Below are 17,169 nucleotides of genomic sequence, written 5' to 3' on the forward strand. Positions count from 1 at the left end.
GCGCCCCGACACTAACGGACCTCCCACGACGCTCAAGTACCAGCGGAAACTATATTTTCAGCAAAGATCGAACAATTCCGCAGCTCGGGAAATAAGCAGCTCAGCCCCGCACTCGCGCAGTTCCGCCTCGCTGCGGAATCCCCAGCGCACCCCCACCGCGCGCATCCCGCTGTTCCGGGCAAACTGCATGTCGATGCCTGAGTCGCCCACATACGCCATCTCATCCGTCTGCAGGCCCAGAAAGGCCGCCATCTCGTGCGCGCCTGCGGCATCCGGCTTGCGCGGCACTTCCGCGCGCTGGCCCAGGATGTGGTCAAACACCCCCTTGCCAAAGAAATGCTCCGTCATCGGCACGGTGAAGCGGTGCGCTTTGTTCGAGATCACCCCCAGCTTCAGCCCCCGCTGCTTCATTTCCGCCAGCATCTCCACGATGCCTTCGTACGGCCGCGTCTGCTCCTGCCAGAGAAGATCATACTGTGCACGGTATTCCTCGGTGCAGACCTTGATCAGCGCCTCGCTACGCACCGCCTCCGGCAGCGCCCGCTCCACCAGTTTCTCCATCCCATCCCCCACCATCTGCTTAAACACCTCCTTCTCGCAGCGCGGATACCCCCGGGCGTCCAGCATCCGGTTGATGGATTCCGCGATGTCCGCCAGCGAGTCGATAAGCGTGCCGTCGAGGTCAAAAATGAAGGCTTGGAGTTTGGCCATATCTCCCTCATGCCCGCGAAATGCGGCGCGATCAACTTGCCAGCGCGCCCAATGCAGCGAAAAACTCCCATGCTCACCGACTACCACACGCACACGCCGCTCTGTCTGCATGCCGAGGGCAACCCCATCGACTACGCGCGGCACGCACAGAGCATCGGTCTGGGGGAGATCGGCCTCTCCGACCACAACCCCATGCCGGAGTCTTACGACAACTGGCGCATGCCGCTCTCCGACCTGCCGCGCTACTTTGAGCTCGTCGAGGAGGCCCGCGCCGCGCTCCCGGACTTCCCCATCCGCCTCGCCCTCGAATGCGACCACATCGAGGGGTATCAAAAGTGGATCGATGAAACCGCTGGCATGGCCGACTGGGACTACCTCATCGGCAGCGTCCACTACATCCACGACGGCATCGCCGTGGACGACCCCAAGCACGTCTCCCGCTGGGAGACCGCCTCCGACATCGAGCACATGTGGGGCATGTACTGGAAGCTCTACGAGCAGATGATCCGCACCCGCCAGTTCGACTTTCACGCCCACCCAGACCTCGCCAAGCGCTTTGGCCTCCGCCCCTCCGGCGACCTGCGCCACTACTACGAGCCCGTGATCCAGGCGCTCGTGGACACCAACGGCATCCTCGAAGTCAGCACCGCCGGCCTGCGCAAAGACGTGCGCGAGATCTATCCCGCCCGCGAGATGCTGGAGATGGCCTTCACCGCCAACGTCCCCATCGTCATCAATTCAGACGCCCACATCCCAACGGACGTCGGTGTCGATTTCAACAAGGCCCTCGATCTTGTCCGCAGTGTCGGTTACACCACCACCGTCCGCTTTGAGAAACGCCAGCGCAAAGTGGTGCCCCTTCCGGAGGCCTGGCCGCTATGATCTTCCAGGCCCGTCAGCACCGCATCGAATTCCCCCGACGCCCGTTGGTGATGGGCATCGTGAACATCAACGACGATTCCTTCTGCGGAGACGGCACACTCGATCCCACACAGGCACTGGCTCAGGCCAGGCAGCAGCTTCAGGACGGCGCCGATATCATCGACATCGGCGCCGAAAGCGCCCGCACCAACCGCGAGGCCATCAGCGTGCAGGAGGAGATCGACCGCCTGCTTCCGTTCATCGAAAAATGGCCTGAGCTCGGCTCCCGCTTCAACGCACCGCTGCTCTCCATCAACACCTGGCGCAGCGATGTCATCGCCGAAGTGCTCCCTCATGGCGGCGACCTCATCAATGACATCAGCGGCCTGCCGGATGCTTTCAATGCCAAGCTCTGCGCCGAGCACAATGCCGGCCTGCTCATCATGCACAGCGTCGGCCAGCCCAAGGTGCCTCACACCCACGTGCAGTATGAAAGCATCATGGACACGCTGGACCATTTCTTCACCCAGCGCCTTGTGCTGGCGGAGAGCGTTGGCCTGCCCCGCGAGAACATCATCCTCGACCCCGGCATCGACTTCGCCAAGCAGCGGGATGACAACCTCACCATCTACCGCGATCTCCAACGCCTGCACCGCTTTGAGCGCCCCATCCTGCTTCCCGTCTCACGCAAAACGGTAATCGGAGACGTCCTTGGCGTCCCCGCCTTGGAGCGCGATCCCGGCACCCAGGCTTGTATCGCCGCCGGCATTACCCGTGGCGCGCAGATCTTCCGCGTCCACAACGTCAAAGCCGCCGTGCAGACCGTCAAGATGCTCTGGGCCGTCGAAAGTACTCGCGAGCTTTAGCTCGCTCTGGGAAAGACGCCCATACGCCGCATCAAAAACAAAGCCGCGCTCACCGCGCGGCTTTGCCAGATTCGATCTTTGAAAACGTGCGCTTAGGACGCAGCGCCTTCTTCCGTCGAGGATTTTGCCAGTTCTGTTTCGGCCTCTTCCGCCAGCACTGTTTCTTCAATGGATTCTTCCGTCGGAGGTTCTTTCAGCGTGGACTCAGCCTCTGCTGGTGCGGATTCTTCTTCGCGCACTTCGGCCTTGGCAGGCTCTTCAGCAGCCGGAGATGCCAGCGCCACTTCAGCCTCCTCAGCCAGCGTTTCTTCCGCCAGTGACTCCTCCACCGGAGCTCCTTGCAGCGCAGCTTCAGCAGCAGGGGCTCCCTTTTCAGCAGCGCCTTCCTTCTTCGCAGCCACAGGCTCTCCCTGCACCCCCAGGAAGACCATGCCGTCGCTGTACTCGATCACGTAACCTTCATTCGCCAGCCAGCGGATGTCCTTGATCACCGCAATCTGTTCTTCCGTAGGATGCTTCGGCGCATCCGCAGGCGTGCCCTCGGGCACCTCAGGCGAAGGCACGATTGACTCCACCAGCTTCTGCATCGGCATGCCATGGTTGATCTTCAGCTGCTCCACGATTTGTGCCAGGCGGTCTGAGAACACCATGCCGGACTCGATTGCACGCGGCTTCACGCGGCAGACGAACTGCTTGCCCGCACGACGCTTGAAAAGCTTCAGGCCGCGGCGCTCAAGACCTGCACCCAGCTTCTGCGAGATCTCAAAAAGGTGCTTGCGCGCGGCGTCCACCGCCTGGCGCAGCATGATGAAGAAGATGTGGGCCAGCTTCTGCTTGTCGATGTTGCCCGGCACCACGGCCTCGCGCACTTCGATCACGGCATCATTGCCAAAGGTGCGGCGGAAATGCGCCTCCATGTCGGCACGTGAACTCAGCGCCAGCGGCTCGCCGCCCTCAGGCACTTCGCCCTTCAGGCACACCCAGCGGCGGCCCTTGCTCATGTTTTCCTTCCACTTGGCCACCAGCTCCGGATTCGCTTCCACGCGGATGCGGCGCTTGTAGTCCTCCAGGGACATGTTCGCAAACCTCTCGCGGTGCATGCGGATCACACCTGTCTGGTAGCTATGGTGGCTTGGCGGGGCGATGATCTCGCCACTCAGGCCGCACACAGCCACGGAGGCAAACTCTCCCTTCGGTGCTTCCAGCTCAATCTCCTCCACGCGGTAGTACTCGTCCAGTGCGGCGCTGCGCAGCACATGCGCCAGCGCTTCATCGCGTGTCAGGAAAAGACCGCCGTCTGCGGACACATGATACAGGCCCGTGGCACGCTCCTCGGCACAGCGGAAGCGCACCATGAAGCGGTCACCACCCGCCAGCACCAGACGTGCGGCGTCAAACATGCTGAAGGCGTGCCCCGTCTGGCGCACGTGCGCGGCCAGCGCATCCACAGACTTGTCATCCGGAAAGATCGTCACCTGCACATCCTTTGGGATCTCCACCCACTCACGCTGCGGCGGGCCGCCACGGTCGCGGTCACGATCTCCAAAACGACGCGGGGGGCCACGGCGGTCATCGCCATCACGGCGCGGCGGGCCACCTTCACCACGTGGGCGGAATCCGCCGCCTGCACCCTGACGCGGGCCGCCGCCTCCGGGGCCGTCACGGCGCGGGGGCGGACCACGGCGGTCATCACGACCTCCGAATCCACCACCACGGCGGTCATCGCGTCCGCCACGCTGCGGACGCTCTTCGCTATCCGCGTAGCGCTGTTTGATCTTTTCTTCTTTGCCGAATTCGCCCACCCAGGCAGGCATCAATTTCAGGTCGGAAAGGTCCACCAGTCCGCTGGAGATCTGCGGCTGGTTTTCAGGGTTGGCTTCGGTTTCGGTCATACAGAATCGGTCAGGAAAGGGTCGCGACTATGCCTCGAATCGGGTTTGTCGCCACTTTTGTTCGTGTAGCGTTTTCTTATCTTGGCATTATGTGAACAAGTCCATGTCCGCCGCCCCTATCACTTTTTTTAACCGCATCACCCGGCGTCTCGAAACCGAGGCGGTTTATGGGGAGGGGTTTTTGCGCTTCACCTATGAGAGTCCCCTCGGTGCCCTGCCGCTGCATTCCTTGGTGAAACGGGCCGCTTTTTCCAGTTGGTACGGCAGTCGCATGGACTCCCCGGCCAGCCGGGCTAAAATCGCCCCCTTCCTGGCCACCTACGACGTGGACACCTCGGAATTCGCCGAGTCCCCGGACTCCTACCACACCTTCAACGAATTTTTCTACCGTAGGCTCAAACCCCAGGCCCGCCCCATCTTCCCTGGTGAAAACGTGATCACCTTCCCTGCGGACGGCCGCCACCTCGTCCTGCCGGACGTCGCAGCCTGTGGCGACTTCTTCGTCAAAGGCACCCGTTTCGACCTCCACGCTTTGTTGCGTGATGAGTCCCTCGCTGCGCGCTTTGCCCACGGCAGCATGCTCATCTCCCGCCTCTGCCCGGTGGATTACCACCGCTTTCACTTCCCCTGTGCAGGCACACCCGGGCCCTCCCGCCTCATCAATGGCCCGCTCTACTCCGTCAGCCCCATCGCCCTGCGCCGCCGCGCCAGCATCCACTGGGAAAATAAGCGCGAGATCACCCTCCTCCACACTCCGGTCCTCGGCGACGTCCTGCTGCTGGAGGTCGGCGCCACCTGCGTCGGCTCCATCGTCCAGACCTACACCCCCGGCACACCGGTCGAAAAAGGCGCGGAGAAAGGCTATTTCCGCTTTGGCGGCTCCTGCTTCATCACCCTCTTCGAGCCCGGCAAAATCCAATTCACCGACGACCTCCTCGAACACAGCCGCGCAGGCCGCGAAGTCTATGCCCGCATGGGCGATGTAGCGGCTCACGCCCTCGGGTGAAACCTGCGGTGCACCTCCTTCAGCCGAGCCTGGTCCACATGCGTGTAGATCTGCGTGGTGGAGATGTCCGCATGCCCCAGCATCTCCTGGATCACCCGCAGGTCCGCCCCGTTGTTCAGCAGGTGCGTGGCAAAGCTGTGCCGCAGCAGGTGCGGATGCACCCGTGCGGGGTCCAGCCCACACAGCGCTGCCCGCTCCTTCACGATCTGCTGGATGCGCGCCGTGGTCAGCCGCGTGCCGTTGCGTGAGAGGAAAATGTGGCTCTGCGACTTCGGCCCCACCAGCTCCGGTCGCGCATGCTCCACATACGCCGCGATGGCCTCCCGCGCCGCTCCGCCCACGGGCGAGAGCCGCGTCTTGCTTCCCTTGCCCGTCACCCGAATCCACCCCTCCTCCAGGCTCAGATTTTCCAACCGCGCGTCTGCCAGCTCCGAGAGCCGCACCCCGCTCGCGTAAAACAGCTCCAAAATGGCCCGGTCCCGCCGGTCCAGCGGCGCGCTGCCCTTCACAGACTCCACCAGCCGCCGCACGTCCTGCTCGTTCAGCGAGTCCGGCAGGTGCTTCTCCTGCCGGGGCGGCAGGATCGGGTCCGCTGGGTCGGTGGCGATGACCTTGCGCGCCCGCAGCCAACGAAAGAAAATCTTCAGCGCGATCAGTTCCACCCGCGCCGAGGACGCCGCGATCCCGTCCTTCTTCCGCTGAGAAAAGAAGCCGCTCACATGCTCCGTCGTCACCGCCTCGGCAGCCGTCAGTTCGTGCTTCATTTTGAACCAGCTGGCAAACGCCTCCAACACCCGCCGCACCAGCAGTTGGTAGTTTGTGGACAGACCCCGCTCGGTCGCCAGGTGGAGGATGAAGCCGTCAATCAGTTCCTGCATTACCCCCCCAGCATCGCACGGATTTGCGCGTCACGAGAATGACAAAATTCTTGCCCTCCGGCACCGGGGGCGGCAATGGTGGCCCATTATGGCCTCCTATAACAAAGTCATGCTCATCGGCAATCTGACCCGCGACCCCGAAGTGCGCTACACGCCCAAGGGCAGCGCAGTTTGCGACATCGGTCTCGCCGTGAACCGCGTGTACACCTCCGACAGTGGTGAAAAGGTGGAGGAAGTCACTTTCGTGGATGTCGTCCTCTGGTCCAAGATGGCTGAACTCGCTGGCAAATATCTCCACAAAGGCCGCCCAGTCTTCATCGAAGGCCGCCTGCAAATGGACTCCTGGGAGGACAAGCAGACCGGCCAGAAGCGCACCCGCATGCGCGTCGTGGGCGAGCAGATGCAGTTCCTCGGCAGCCCCGGCGGTGACCGCGCAGGCGGCGGCGGTGGTGGCGATGATGAAGGCGGTTACTCCGGTGGTGGCGGCGGCGGTGGCTATTCTGGCGGAGGAGGTGGCGGCGGCGGTTACAATCGCCCTCAGCAGCGTCCCCAGCAGCGCCCCGCTCCCCAGCAGCAGCGTCCTCAGCAACGCCCCGCTCCGGCTCCTCAGCCGCAGCACGATGACTTCGGTGAAGGCCCCATCACCGACGGCATGGAAGACGACGACATTCCGTTTTGATTCCCACCGCAGGTGAAATAGCCCTGCGCGTTTGGAAGAGACCCTGCTTCCAGGTCGTAATCTGCGACCGCGTGAATCGCCTTGTCTCCAGTCTTGTTGGCTCCCTTGCAGTCGTTGCCGGGTCCTCGGTGTTTGCCGCCGATGCCGTTTCCTTCCGCAATGACGTCATGGCTGCCATCTCCAAGGCAGGCTGCAATTTGGGCACCTGCCATGGAAATGCGACTGGCAAAGGCGGCTTCAAGCTCTCCCTACGCGGCCAGGACCCTGAACTTGATTTCAAAGCGCTCGCCCGCGAAAGCTCGGGCCGCCGCGTGGATGTTTTCTCTCCGGAGCGCAGCCTCATTTTGGTCAAGGGCGCCAACCAGATCGCTCATGAAGGTGGCAAGCGTCTCGACCCAAAAAACTGGGAGTACCAGGTGCTGCGCTCGTGGATCGCTGCCGGTCTGCCGCGCGATGAAAAAACAGCTCCTCAGGTCACCCAGCTCACCGTCTCGCCCGCGGAGCTCGTGCTGGATGAGCCTCAGGACAAAATGCAGATCTCCGTCAAGGCCACCTTCTCAGACGGCACTCAGCGCGATGTCACCGAGCGCGCCATTTACGAGCCTCTGCAAAACGGCCTCGTCGAGGTCAGCCGCAGCGGCCTTGTCAAACGCCTCCAGTTTGGCGAGCCCGCCATCCTCGTGCGCTTCCTCAATCAATCGGCACCCGTTCGCCTCACCTTCGTAAAGAGCAACGCTGCCTTCGCTTGGAGCAACCCGCCGCGCGGCAACTACATCGACACCCACGTCTTCAGCAAGCTCAAGACCCTGCGCATGAACCCCAGTGGCCTGTGCAGCGACGAGGTCTTTCTCCGCCGCGCCTGGCTCGACCTCTGCGGCATGATACCACCTGCAGATGAAGCCCGTGCCTTTGCGGCCGACAAGGCTCGCGACAAACGCTCCCGCCTGATCGACCGCCTCATGGCGCGCCCCGAATTCGCCGACTACTGGACGCTCAAGTGGTCCGATGTACTCAAGGTCGAATCCCGCACGCTCGACACCAAAGGCACAAAGGCATTCCACAGCTGGATCCGCAGCTGCATCTCGCAGAACCGTCCCATCAATGAAATGGTGCGTGCTCTCATCGCCTCTCGTGGCAGCACCTACCACGAGCCCGAGTCCAACTTCTACCGCGCCAACCGCACGCCCGAACTCCGCGCCACTACGGCGGCCCAGGTCTTCCTCGGCACACGCCTCCAGTGCGCTCAATGCCACAACCACCCCTTCGACCGCTGGACGCAGGACGACTACTACAACTGGTCCGCCGTCTTCGCCAAGGTGGACTACAAGATCCTCGAAGAAATCAAACCCAGGGACAAGAACGACAAGCATGAGTTCAACGGCGAACAGCTCGTCTTCCTCAACGCCAAGCTGAACATCACCAACCCGCGCACCGGAGACACCGCCAAAGCCCGCTTCCTCGGCGCTGAAATGCCCAGCCTCTTCGAAAAGGAAGATGAACTGCAGGCCGCTGCCAAATGGCTCACCAGCGCCCAGCATCCGCTCTTTGCCAAAGCCCAGGCCAACCGCATCTGGTACCACCTCATGGGCCGCGGCCTCGTCGATCCCGTCGATGACATGCGCCTCACCAATCCCGCCAGCCATCCGCAGCTTCTCGATGCGCTCGCCCAGGACCTCGTCCGCAGCGGCTTTGACCTACGCCACATCGTGCGCACCATCATGCTCAGCCACACCTACCAGCTGGAGAGCACGCCTAACGAGACCAACGCCACCGACCTCACCAACTACTCCCACCACCTGCCGCGCCGCCTCACCGCCGAGCAGCTCATGGACTCCCTCTACGGCGCGCTCCGTGTCAGCCCGCAGTTCAAGGACTGGGATCGTGGCCTACGTGCTGGCCAGATTCCTGGGCCCGCCAATGGCCGTGGCAGCCCCGACCCCATGTCTCCCGAGGCCTTCCTCGTCCAGTTTGGACGCCCCAAGCGCGAGCTTGCTTGCGAGTGCGAACGCGGCACCGACACCTCTCTCGGTCAGATCTTCCAGTTCATCAGCGGCCCGGTGGTTAGCAGCGTGGTCTCGCAGAAGTACAACCGCCTCGGCTCTCTCATCAAAAATCCTGACAACGCCGCCGTCACCCGTGACCTCTATTGGGCCCTGCTCACCCGCGCTCCCACACCGGACGAAAGCAAAGTCATCGAATCCCTCCTCGCCTCCGCCAAGGACCGACGCCTCGCCTTGGAGGACATCACCTGGAGCCTGGTGAACGCCAAGGAGTTTCTGCTTTGCCGTTAAACACGCCTTGTTCTACCCTCGCCGGTCTATGACCGACGAATTCAAGGATCGCATTTTTCAGGGGGCCCGCCGCATGGTCATCTGGGGAGAGTCCCGTGCCGATGTCCTTCATCGCCTGGAGGTCAATGGTATTCCAAGTGACGAGGCGCAGCAAATGTACGAGCGCGCGCTCGCAGAACGGGTCTCCACGCTCAGAACTGATGCCATCAAACAAACGGTTCAGGGACTCGGCCTGCTGCTGGCTGCCTTCTATCTTTTCAACCGGCTCGCCGAGGGGTCTGGTGCCATTTCCCAGCACGGTGTCGCAGCCATATTGCTGACCGGATTCTTGGGTGCTTGGCGATTTTTCAAAGGCATCTTCGGCTATCTCCTCGCTCGTTCTCGTGAGGGTTCCCTCTCAGACCATGACGACGACGATAAGGAATAAGACGCAGGTCTCTCATCAAGGCATGAACCTGTTCCTGCATGACAAATTCTGCCCCTCGTGGCATATCATGCCATGAGTTCGATCCGCCAACATCTCACTCTCCTTATGGTCGGCATGCTCACCGCAGCCGTGTTGTCTTCTTGCACCGGAGGCAGTCTCAGCCGCCTCAGAAACGTGCGCACCGGAGCCATCGGCATTGGCCCTACCGGCAGCCATCCTGAAGATCGGCAGCTGCCTCATCTCAAGCCAGAGTCCTCAGAGGAACTCCGAGTTCATCTCGCCGTTCAGCGTGGCGTGGAGCGTGCCTTGGATGACAGTCGTGCCTTCAGCTACATCCCCTTCACTCAGATGCAGCAGGTGCCCCGTCACCTCACGCCCTTCAATGAGCGTTCCGAAGTCAAAAAATTCGCCACCATCAATCATCTCACTGCGGTCGTTCGCGTCTGGGTCACACCCGATTTCACCAACCAGAGCGTCACCGTCGGCATCCTCACCCACAACCGCAGTGGCAAGCCCGTCGCCACCAGTCTCTCCGAAGCTCCTGGTCCTGTTCCCCCTCTGAAAAATCCCACCGCCCGCTCTTCCCTTTCCACCTGGGAAAAGACCGCCCGTGAGGCCACCCAAAAAGCCCTCGCCAAAGTGCGCGGCTAAAAGGCTCTGCTGCCTGCGCGTGATTACCGTGAGATCATCCCTCCTCCCAACGTAAAAAAGCGCTCTCATGAAACCAACCCTCTTCCTCGCCCTCTTTGCCAGCACGTCCCTGCTAGCCCAGACCGCCGCCCCCAAGGCGCCTACCGCCCCAGCCCCCAATACTACACCAGCCAAGCCCAAAGGCCCCACCATTCCCGCAGATGCCCAGTGGCATGATGTCACCACATGGGGTGTCGAAGGCCGTGGCTGGGAAGACCAGGAACGCAAGCGCTGGTTCGACCGCTTCCCCGCCAAGGCGGAAAAAACCGTCACTCCCGCCGTGTGGGGCCTCAGTCGCGACAGCGCGGGCATGATGGTTCGCTTCAAGACAGACGCCAAAGCCATCTACTGCCGCTACGATCTTTCCAAGGCCAACCTCGCTCTCCCCGCCATGCCTGCCACTGGCGTCAGCGGGCTCGACCTCTACGCACGCGATGCCAAAGGCAAGTGGCGCTGGGTCGCCTGCCCCAAGCCCGACAAGCAACACGTCGAAACCGTGATGATCGGCGACATCACCCCTGGCGAGCACGAATTCGCCGCCTATCTGCCGCTCTACAACGGCGTCGAAAAACTCGAGATCGGCGTCCCTGCTGGCGCAAAGTTTGAAGGCCTTGCCCCGCGCCAGAAACCCATTGTCTTCTACGGCACCTCCATCACCCATGGTGCCAATGCCTCACGTCCCGGCATGGTGCACACCGCCATCCTCGGTCGTCATCTGGACCGCCCGGTCATGAACCTCGGCTTCTCCGGCAATGGCAAGATGGACGCCGCAGTGGGAGACCTCCTCAACGAACTCGACCCCGCCGCCATCGTCATCGACTGCCTCCCCAACATGGGCCCCGCAGACGTCACCGCCAAATGCGGGCCGCTCGTCAAGCAGCTCCGCTCCAAGCACACCACCATACCCATCATCCTCGTCGAGGACCGCCGCTTCACGAACTCCTGGATCACCCCTGGCAAGGCCAAGTTCCACGACGACAACCACGCCGCCCTCAAGGCCGCCTACGAACAGCTTAAAAAAGAGAAAGTCGCCAACCTCCACTACATCGGCGGAGACGCCCTCTACGGCACCGACGCCGAAGGCTCGAACGATGCCTCCCACGGCACGGATCTCGGCTTCCTCCGCCAGGCAGAAATCTTCGAGCCCGTGCTGCGCAAAGCACTGAAGTAATTACTTCCCGATCTTGTACAGCGCCTTGTCTGTGCGGACAAACAGGGCGCTGCCATCGGCAATCGGACTCGCCATGATCGCGCCATCCATCGTGTTCTGCGCCAGGATCTTGAACTCCTTCGCGGCGTTCACGATCGTCACCACGCCTTCGCGGCTGCAGAAGTAAAGTTTGCCATCCGCCAGGATCGGCGAGGCGCTGTATTTTCCACCAATGCGTTCGCGGTAGCAGGCCTCTCCCGTCTTCGTGTCCACGCAGCTCACGATGCCGCCGTCATCCACGTAGAAAATCAGGCCGCCATGCAGCACGGGCGAGCACATCTTGGGCGCGTTCTTGTTGTTGCGCCACGCCACCTCAGGCGTCTTGAGCCCCTCGTATTTCAGCGCCACCATCGCCGACTTTCCATACGCAGTGCTGAAGTAGATCTGCTGCTCGTCCACCACCGGCACCGTGGACATCGAAAAGCCCAGCTCACCATAATGCACCTTCCACAGCTCGGCACCGGTCTGCGGATCGTAGCCATAAATGTTGTTCGCCGCTGAACTCACCACCTGCGGCTTGCCATTGATCGTCGCCACCAGCGGCGTGCCATAGGCTTTGCGCTGCTGCGGGCGCGGGTCCATCTCTCCGCTGCGCGGGGTCTTCCACGCCAGCTTTCCGGTGTTCTTGTCAAAGGCGGCGATGAACTGCGCGTCGCTGCCGTCAAAATGCGCGATCAGCCTGTCTCCATGCAGCACTGCCGTGGAGCCCGGTCCGTTTTCATGCATCACGTTCAGCTCCTGATTTTTCCACAGCACCTTCAGAGTGCGCGTGTCCAGCGCCACCGTGCCAAACGAACCAAAGTGCGCATACAGCCGCCCCTCCTCCAGCACCGGAGACGGCGAGGCATAGCTGTTGAGCTGATGCGCCCACTGCGGGTCCTTCACATTCAGCAGCTCGATGTCATGCAGGATCTTGCCACTGCTTCGATCCACACAGACCGCACGCAGGCTCACTGAGCCCAGCACCGTCAGCGGCTGGTCTCCGGTGTTGGTTTCCAGCCTGCGCTTGGCCTCCTCAGCCGTGGCGGCGGTTTCCAGAGCAGTCGTCAGCCAGATCTGCTCTCCCCACATGACAGGGGTCGAATGCCCACGCCCCGGCAGCCCTGTCTTCCAGGCCACGTTGCTTGTCTCGCTCCAGGTGTCGGGCAGACCTGAGGCAGAGGCATGTCCTTGGGCGGACGGGCCGCGCCATTCGGGCCAGTTGCCGGCATACGTAGCGGTGGAAAGAAGCAGAAGGGCGGGCAGCAGTCGGGTCATCATGATGCGAGAAAAAACGTGGCAGCAAGCGGGGAACTGTCTTTCACTGGCCACGATCATGCGCATCCTGTTTTTTCTTTTTGTTTCTGCCGCCGCACTGCAGGCCCAGACGGCGGAGCTGGAGACGTACATCGAGGTGCGTCACGGCACGCTGCCCATCGTTCTCACCGTCCCCCACGGCGGCAGCCTGAAACCGGCCAATGTGCTCGCTCGCCGCTATGGCGTGACAGGCACGGATTCCAACACCATACCGCTGGCTGAGATGATCATCGAAGAGCTGGAGTCTCGCTACGGCGCCAGACCTCACGCCATCATCTCCCGCCTCAGCCGCACAAGGCTCGACCCCAACCGCGATCTCGAAGAAGCCGCCCAAGGAGACCCCACTGCCGTGGCCGCCTGGCACCGTTTTCACGACAGCGCCCAGAAGGCCTGCGATACTGTGATGAAAAAAAGCGGCCTCGGTCTCCTTCTCGACATCCATGGCCACCGCCACCTGGAGCAGCGCGTGGAACTGGGCTACCTCGTGAAGGCAGACATTCTCAAGCACTCCGACGCGGAGCTGAACGCCGACACCGCCCTTATCGCCTCCACCTGCATCCGCGATCTCGACAAACGCTCGCCTCAGACCTTTGCCGAGCTGCTGCGCGGCCCCCAGAGCCTCGGCGGACTGCTGGAATTTCGCGGCTTCCGCTCTTTGCCCAGCCCCACCAGACCCAGCCCCGGCTTCATGGCAGGCTACTTCAGCGGTGTGTATGATGTCGCGGCTCACGGCTCGCGCAGCGGCGGCACGGTCAGCGCTATTCAGCTGGAATGCCCTTGGAACAATGTGCGAGATACTCCCGAGAACCAGCGCCGCTTCGCAGTGGCGCTGGCAGATTCACTCGGCATTTACTTTGAGGTCCACTTTGGCCGGAAGCTGAAGTGAGCGCGCCGTCTTCGGCTGCGGCTGTCCAGGCTCTGCTTTTTTGAGCCTCTCCCAACAGCCGTCGGCCACCTCCTTCTGCGCGCAAAAGCAGCGGATGTCCGCAGGCGTGCATGAGGCCCAGTCCACCGGGATGCGCTCATCACTCAGTCCCCGGCGGTGCAGCCAGCCAAAGAAGGAAAGGCTGCCCAGCAGCGCCAGGTTGAAGGGCAGGCACAGCGGCAGCAGGGCCACACGCAGCAGCGCCTCGGAGAGCGGCTCCCAGGCCAGCGCCAGCAGCAGTGTCATCATCAGCATCCACATCACCGTTTTCACATTCAGCCGCAGATAGTGCCCGCCGAGCGCCAGCGCCAGCACCACCACATTCATGGCAAAGGCAGGATCTCCAAACACCGGCCGCCACGCCGAGCCCAACATGCACACCAGCACCGCCACCAGAGCTACGAGCGCACTCGTGCGCGAATGAAACAGCAAACCGATGAAAAACCACAGCCAGCACAGCAGCACACGTGTGGAGGTAAACTGCGCCGTTAGACTCAGATGGCTGGAAAGAAATCCGCTCCACGCCTTCGCATACGCCTCCGCCTTGCCACCAGAAAGCGTGGCGGCAAATCCGCTGAACGCATCTGCAAACAGCGGCGCACACAACGCAGCCGTGGTGAAATGCCGCCGAGCTTCCTCAGGGTGTCCGGCCTGCAGCTCACACCAGCCCAGTCCATCCCATGAATCGGCAAAAAAGGAATCCAGCGCCACCGCTCGTCGAAACGCCAGCACCGCATCATCATAGCGCCCTTGGCGGAAGCGGCTCCAGCCCAGCCCGTCATACGCATCTGCCACGCCTATTTTCAGTGACAGCACACGCGAGAATGCCGTCTGCGCACCGGTCTGGTCTCCCCGGCGGTACAGGCTCCAGCCCAGCCCCGCGCAGCGGTAGGCCTCGGCCATGTCCGTGCTCACCTCCGTATTGAGAAAATGCTTCTCCGCTTTTTCAAAGCGGTTGGCCAGCAGCGCACGCCAGCCGCGTGTCAGCTCGGCGTCATGCACGCCGAAGAAGATGAGCGCTGTCAGCGCTGCCCAGGCTGCGACCACATACGGCAGACTGAAGAGCACATAGGGAGACTTATCCTCATGCATGCGCTCCGCCACCGGCACAAAAAAGAACACCATTCCTGCACACCCCAGCGCCGTGGCGAGCGCCTGCGCCCACAGCGGCACCTGCGGAAAGAGATACCACAGCGCCCCCAGCAGTGCGCCGTTCACGCTGAAGAGCCCCGTCTTCAGCACACTGTCATTCTGTGCCCTCCACAAGGCGAGGGCGGAGATCAGCAGCGCCCCGCCCAGGCTCATCAGCGCCATCTCTACCGAGAGCACAAACATCCCGACAAGCACGCATGCGCCCGTGATCCGGTTGTTTGCCACGAGCATCTGCCCGTAACCACGCAGGGTGTGGTCCAGCAGGCGTTTCATGCGGCGAGGGGAAGTTCAGAAATCACCAGCGGCACCTTATGCGATCCTGCGGGTGCGGCAATCACGGAGACAAAGCTCATCTGCAGATCTACCGCGCCGCCTAAAGCCTCATTCAGCGCCGCCTGCACGCCGCTTTCGACGCAGCCTTTCGACGCACAGTCCTCGATCACCACCCTTACCTCCAAAACCCCCGGCTGCTTCTGCACCACTTGGTACTGCGCCAGACCAGGCACCTCTTCAATTGCATTGGTGATGACATACGGCGAGATCAGCGTTCCGCTCTGCGCGCGCAGCATCGCGGCGCTGCGGCCTTCGATCTGCCGGATGCTCCGCGCACTGCTGCCACACGGACACGGCTCCGTCTCCCACCGTGCCAAATCTCCCAGACCGCGATACCGCAGCATAGGCGTGGCGGTGTTTGTCAGGTCGGTGATCACGATGTTACCCAGCCCGTTTGTGGGCCTTCCGTTTTCATCCACGATCTCACAGATCACATTCGTCTCGGCAATGTGCCACCGCGCATCATGCAGGCACTGCCAGGCCACCAGTCCGCCCTCCGTGCTGGTGTACGTCTCGATCAGCCGCGCATTTGGAAACACCTGCCCCAGCAGATGCTTCGTGTGTGCATCCAGCATCTCAGATGTCAGGTGGATGATTCTCGTCTGCTTCACCACCCGCTTCTGATCTCGCAGCTCCAGCGCAATGGCTCGCAGCGTCGAAGGGTAGGAGGAGACAAACTCAGGCGCTATGCCGAGCAGCTTGTCCGTGAGCTTGGCCACAGGATCATGCACCGAAAGCAGGCGCGAATCCGGCACCGTCGTGCGCAGGAGATCCGCGGCAGCGTAGTCGATGCTGTCCCGCGCCATGTCCACCAGATACAGCCCGTTGCCGATCGGCCTCCCCTGGCACCAGTCATAAAACAGCGCCGTGTTCCACGCCATGTAGTGCCAGAGAGACTCCTCCGTGCGCGCCATGCTGGCCGGGATGCCGGTGGACCCCGACGAGGAAATCCACCTCACCTCATCGCGATTGTCTTTGGAAATCAGCTCCTCCTTGCTGGCTGCGCGCAGATCCTGCTTGGTCAGAATCGGCAGCTTGGAAAGGTCATCCCAGTCATCCAGCATCGCGGGTGTGAATCCCGCCTGCTCAAACAGCCGCTGATAAAGCGGCACCTTCTCGTGCGCATGCTTCACCAGCGCGCGAAGCGTGCGCCACTGGTGTGCTCGCCGCTTCGGCGTGCTCCACCCACGCTGCTCGATCACCTGATCCAGCGCGGCATGCAGCCGACGCCCGCGTGTGAGAATCTGTGTGGGAGTGTACATGGTGGAGCACCTTTCTCGCTCAGCTCAGCGCTGCCCTGGCGGTGGCATCTGCCCTGGGTGCGTGATGGCAAACCCGTCGCGCACCAGGTAGCCCTGCGGATTGATTTCCATAAGTTTTTCAAAGACCGGTGCCGCCAGCTTTGCCTGCCCTTGGTTGATCTGCGACCAGCCAAACCAGCTCATGCCGATCGGCTCCTCAGGCATCAGCTTGTAGGCGCGTTCAAAGTACACCTCTGCCTTGCGATACTCCTGCTGGTTGAAAAGAATCTCACCTGCGATCAACAGCGTGGACCTGTGAAACTGATCAATCTTGAGCACTTCCCGCGCCTCGCGCAGCACGTCCTCCGGCTTTATCTGGGCTTGATAGACATTCATCATGCCTAGATGCGGCGTGATCGCGCGGGGCTCCTGCTTCGCGGCAGTCGTGTAGTATTGAATCGCCTTCACATAGTCCTGCTTGAGATACGAGAGCCAGCCAGCCCTCACAGACGCCAGGTAGGTTTCTCCTCCGGCATTTTTAAAAGCCATCACACTGTCCAGCGCAGCGGTGTAATCTTGGTTGGACTCTTCAGTCAGAGACTTCTGCCAGGCTTCCGAAATGGCGGCCAGTTTATCGGCGGCACTTGCAGCGCTGACGCAGGCAAAGGCGAGGATGAGAATGCATGTTTTCATGGTGTGTGTTGGTAGTGG

General features: G+C 62.0%; 16 protein-coding genes. 9 read left to right on the forward strand and 7 right to left on the reverse strand.

The features are described from left to right. Positions 1-57: 57 nt before the first annotated feature. On the reverse strand, positions 58-711 hold the full coding sequence (locus tag HNQ65_RS18515) for an HAD family hydrolase (RefSeq protein ID WP_184341707.1): 654 nt from the start codon (positions 709-711) through the stop codon (positions 58-60). Between the two features lie 51 nt (positions 712-762). On the opposite strand from HNQ65_RS18515, the gene HNQ65_RS18520 reads away from it, so the two are divergent. Then, the gene (locus HNQ65_RS18520) at positions 763-1,593 is read left to right on the forward strand and encodes a histidinol-phosphatase HisJ family protein (RefSeq protein ID WP_246438378.1); all 831 of its coding nucleotides are present in this window, start codon (positions 763-765) and stop codon (positions 1,591-1,593) included. Further along, complete coding sequence (gene folP, locus HNQ65_RS18525; protein ID WP_246438384.1) at positions 1,590-2,438, forward strand: dihydropteroate synthase; 849 nt, start codon at positions 1,590-1,592, stop codon at positions 2,436-2,438. The genes HNQ65_RS18520 and folP overlap by 4 nt, the downstream gene beginning before the upstream one ends. Positions 2,439-2,530: 92 nt before the next feature. Here folP and HNQ65_RS18530 read toward each other — a convergent pair whose 3' ends face one another. Beyond that, positions 2,531-4,330: a hypothetical protein gene (locus HNQ65_RS18530; RefSeq protein ID WP_184341709.1), complete on the reverse strand. Its 1,800-nt coding sequence runs from the start codon at positions 4,328-4,330 to the stop codon at positions 2,531-2,533. 103 nt (positions 4,331-4,433) lie between these two features. Between HNQ65_RS18530 and HNQ65_RS18535 the strand changes: the two genes are divergently transcribed. Beyond that, positions 4,434-5,336 carry a phosphatidylserine decarboxylase gene (locus HNQ65_RS18535; RefSeq protein WP_184341711.1) on the forward strand — a complete coding sequence of 301 codons (903 nt, stop codon included), beginning with the start codon at positions 4,434-4,436 and terminating at the stop codon, positions 5,334-5,336. On the opposite strand, the gene HNQ65_RS18540 is transcribed toward HNQ65_RS18535, so the two are convergent. Next, positions 5,321-6,214, reverse strand: a complete 894-nt coding sequence (locus HNQ65_RS18540; RefSeq protein ID WP_184341713.1) for a tyrosine recombinase — start codon at positions 6,212-6,214, stop codon at positions 5,321-5,323. The genes HNQ65_RS18535 and HNQ65_RS18540 overlap by 16 nt on opposite strands. Positions 6,215-6,302: 88 nt before the next feature. On the opposite strand from HNQ65_RS18540, the gene HNQ65_RS18545 reads away from it, so the two are divergent. From HNQ65_RS18545 to HNQ65_RS18565, 5 genes are all read left to right on the forward strand, one after another. Then, on the forward strand, positions 6,303-6,893 hold the full coding sequence (locus HNQ65_RS18545) for a single-stranded DNA-binding protein (RefSeq protein WP_184341715.1): 591 nt from the start codon (positions 6,303-6,305) through the stop codon (positions 6,891-6,893). 71 nt (positions 6,894-6,964) lie between these two features. After that, complete coding sequence (locus tag HNQ65_RS18550; RefSeq protein ID WP_184341717.1) at positions 6,965-9,184, forward strand: DUF1549 domain-containing protein; 2,220 nt, start codon at positions 6,965-6,967, stop codon at positions 9,182-9,184. A gap of 28 nt (positions 9,185-9,212) precedes the next feature. Next, positions 9,213-9,611, forward strand: coding sequence for a hypothetical protein (locus HNQ65_RS18555; protein ID WP_184341719.1), 399 nt, complete (start codon positions 9,213-9,215; stop codon positions 9,609-9,611). A 72-nt stretch (positions 9,612-9,683) separates the two neighbouring features. Continuing rightward, the gene (locus HNQ65_RS18560) at positions 9,684-10,262 is read left to right on the forward strand and encodes a hypothetical protein (RefSeq protein WP_184341721.1); all 579 of its coding nucleotides are present in this window, start codon (positions 9,684-9,686) and stop codon (positions 10,260-10,262) included. 67 nt (positions 10,263-10,329) lie between these two features. Next, a complete protein-coding gene (locus tag HNQ65_RS18565) occupies positions 10,330-11,472 on the forward strand; it encodes an SGNH/GDSL hydrolase family protein (RefSeq protein ID WP_184341723.1) in 1,143 nt (380 codons plus the stop codon). Here the strand turns inward: HNQ65_RS18565 and HNQ65_RS18570 are convergent, their stop codons facing one another. Beyond that, the gene (locus tag HNQ65_RS18570) at positions 11,473-12,771 is read right to left on the reverse strand and encodes an outer membrane protein assembly factor BamB family protein (RefSeq protein WP_184341725.1); all 1,299 of its coding nucleotides are present in this window, start codon (positions 12,769-12,771) and stop codon (positions 11,473-11,475) included. A 55-nt stretch (positions 12,772-12,826) separates the two neighbouring features. Between HNQ65_RS18570 and HNQ65_RS18575 the strand changes: the two genes are divergently transcribed. Beyond that, positions 12,827-13,693, forward strand: a complete 867-nt coding sequence (locus tag HNQ65_RS18575) for a hypothetical protein (protein WP_184341727.1) — start codon at positions 12,827-12,829, stop codon at positions 13,691-13,693. Here HNQ65_RS18575 and HNQ65_RS18580 read toward each other — a convergent pair. The 3 genes from HNQ65_RS18580 to HNQ65_RS18590 are packed head-to-tail and all read right to left on the reverse strand — an operon-like array spanning position 13,646 to position 17,151. Beyond that, a complete protein-coding gene (locus tag HNQ65_RS18580) occupies positions 13,646-15,157 on the reverse strand; it encodes an urea transporter (RefSeq protein WP_184341729.1) in 1,512 nt (503 codons plus the stop codon). The two genes, HNQ65_RS18575 and HNQ65_RS18580, sit on opposite strands and share 48 nt — an antisense overlap. Then, the gene (locus tag HNQ65_RS18585) at positions 15,154-16,479 is read right to left on the reverse strand and encodes a phenylacetate--CoA ligase family protein (RefSeq protein ID WP_184341731.1); all 1,326 of its coding nucleotides are present in this window, start codon (positions 16,477-16,479) and stop codon (positions 15,154-15,156) included. Before HNQ65_RS18585 ends, HNQ65_RS18580 begins: the two co-directional genes overlap by 4 nt. A 24-nt stretch (positions 16,480-16,503) precedes the next feature. After that, positions 16,504-17,151, reverse strand: coding sequence for a tetratricopeptide repeat protein (locus tag HNQ65_RS18590; RefSeq protein ID WP_184341733.1), 648 nt, complete (start codon positions 17,149-17,151; stop codon positions 16,504-16,506). Between the last annotated feature and the right edge of the window lie 18 nt (positions 17,152-17,169).

It is taken from the genome of Prosthecobacter vanneervenii (assembly GCF_014203095.1).
Lineage (GTDB): Bacteria > Verrucomicrobiota > Verrucomicrobiia > Verrucomicrobiales > Verrucomicrobiaceae > Prosthecobacter > Prosthecobacter vanneervenii.

Coding starts and splice junctions, on each gene's coding strand:
- HNQ65_RS18515 (WP_184341707.1), bottom strand. CDS start 711: ATGGCCAAACTCCAAGCCTTCATTTTTGACCTCGACGGCACGCTTATC.
- HNQ65_RS18520 (WP_246438378.1), top strand. CDS start 763: ATGCAGCGAAAAACTCCCATGCTCACCGACTACCACACGCACACGCCG.
- folP (WP_246438384.1), top strand. CDS start 1,590: ATGATCTTCCAGGCCCGTCAGCACCGCATCGAATTCCCCCGACGCCCG.
- HNQ65_RS18530 (WP_184341709.1), bottom strand. CDS start 4,330: ATGACCGAAACCGAAGCCAACCCTGAAAACCAGCCGCAGATCTCCAGC.
- HNQ65_RS18535 (WP_184341711.1), top strand. CDS start 4,434: ATGTCCGCCGCCCCTATCACTTTTTTTAACCGCATCACCCGGCGTCTC.
- HNQ65_RS18540 (WP_184341713.1), bottom strand. CDS start 6,214: ATGCAGGAACTGATTGACGGCTTCATCCTCCACCTGGCGACCGAGCGG.
- HNQ65_RS18545 (WP_184341715.1), top strand. CDS start 6,303: ATGGCCTCCTATAACAAAGTCATGCTCATCGGCAATCTGACCCGCGAC.
- HNQ65_RS18555 (WP_184341719.1), top strand. CDS start 9,213: ATGACCGACGAATTCAAGGATCGCATTTTTCAGGGGGCCCGCCGCATG.
- HNQ65_RS18560 (WP_184341721.1), top strand. CDS start 9,684: ATGAGTTCGATCCGCCAACATCTCACTCTCCTTATGGTCGGCATGCTC.
- HNQ65_RS18565 (WP_184341723.1), top strand. CDS start 10,330: ATGAAACCAACCCTCTTCCTCGCCCTCTTTGCCAGCACGTCCCTGCTA.
- HNQ65_RS18570 (WP_184341725.1), bottom strand. CDS start 12,771: ATGATGACCCGACTGCTGCCCGCCCTTCTGCTTCTTTCCACCGCTACG.
- HNQ65_RS18575 (WP_184341727.1), top strand. CDS start 12,827: ATGCGCATCCTGTTTTTTCTTTTTGTTTCTGCCGCCGCACTGCAGGCC.
- HNQ65_RS18580 (WP_184341729.1), bottom strand. CDS start 15,157: ATGAAACGCCTGCTGGACCACACCCTGCGTGGTTACGGGCAGATGCTC.
- HNQ65_RS18585 (WP_184341731.1), bottom strand. CDS start 16,479: ATGTACACTCCCACACAGATTCTCACACGCGGGCGTCGGCTGCATGCC.
- HNQ65_RS18590 (WP_184341733.1), bottom strand. CDS start 17,151: ATGAAAACATGCATTCTCATCCTCGCCTTTGCCTGCGTCAGCGCTGCA.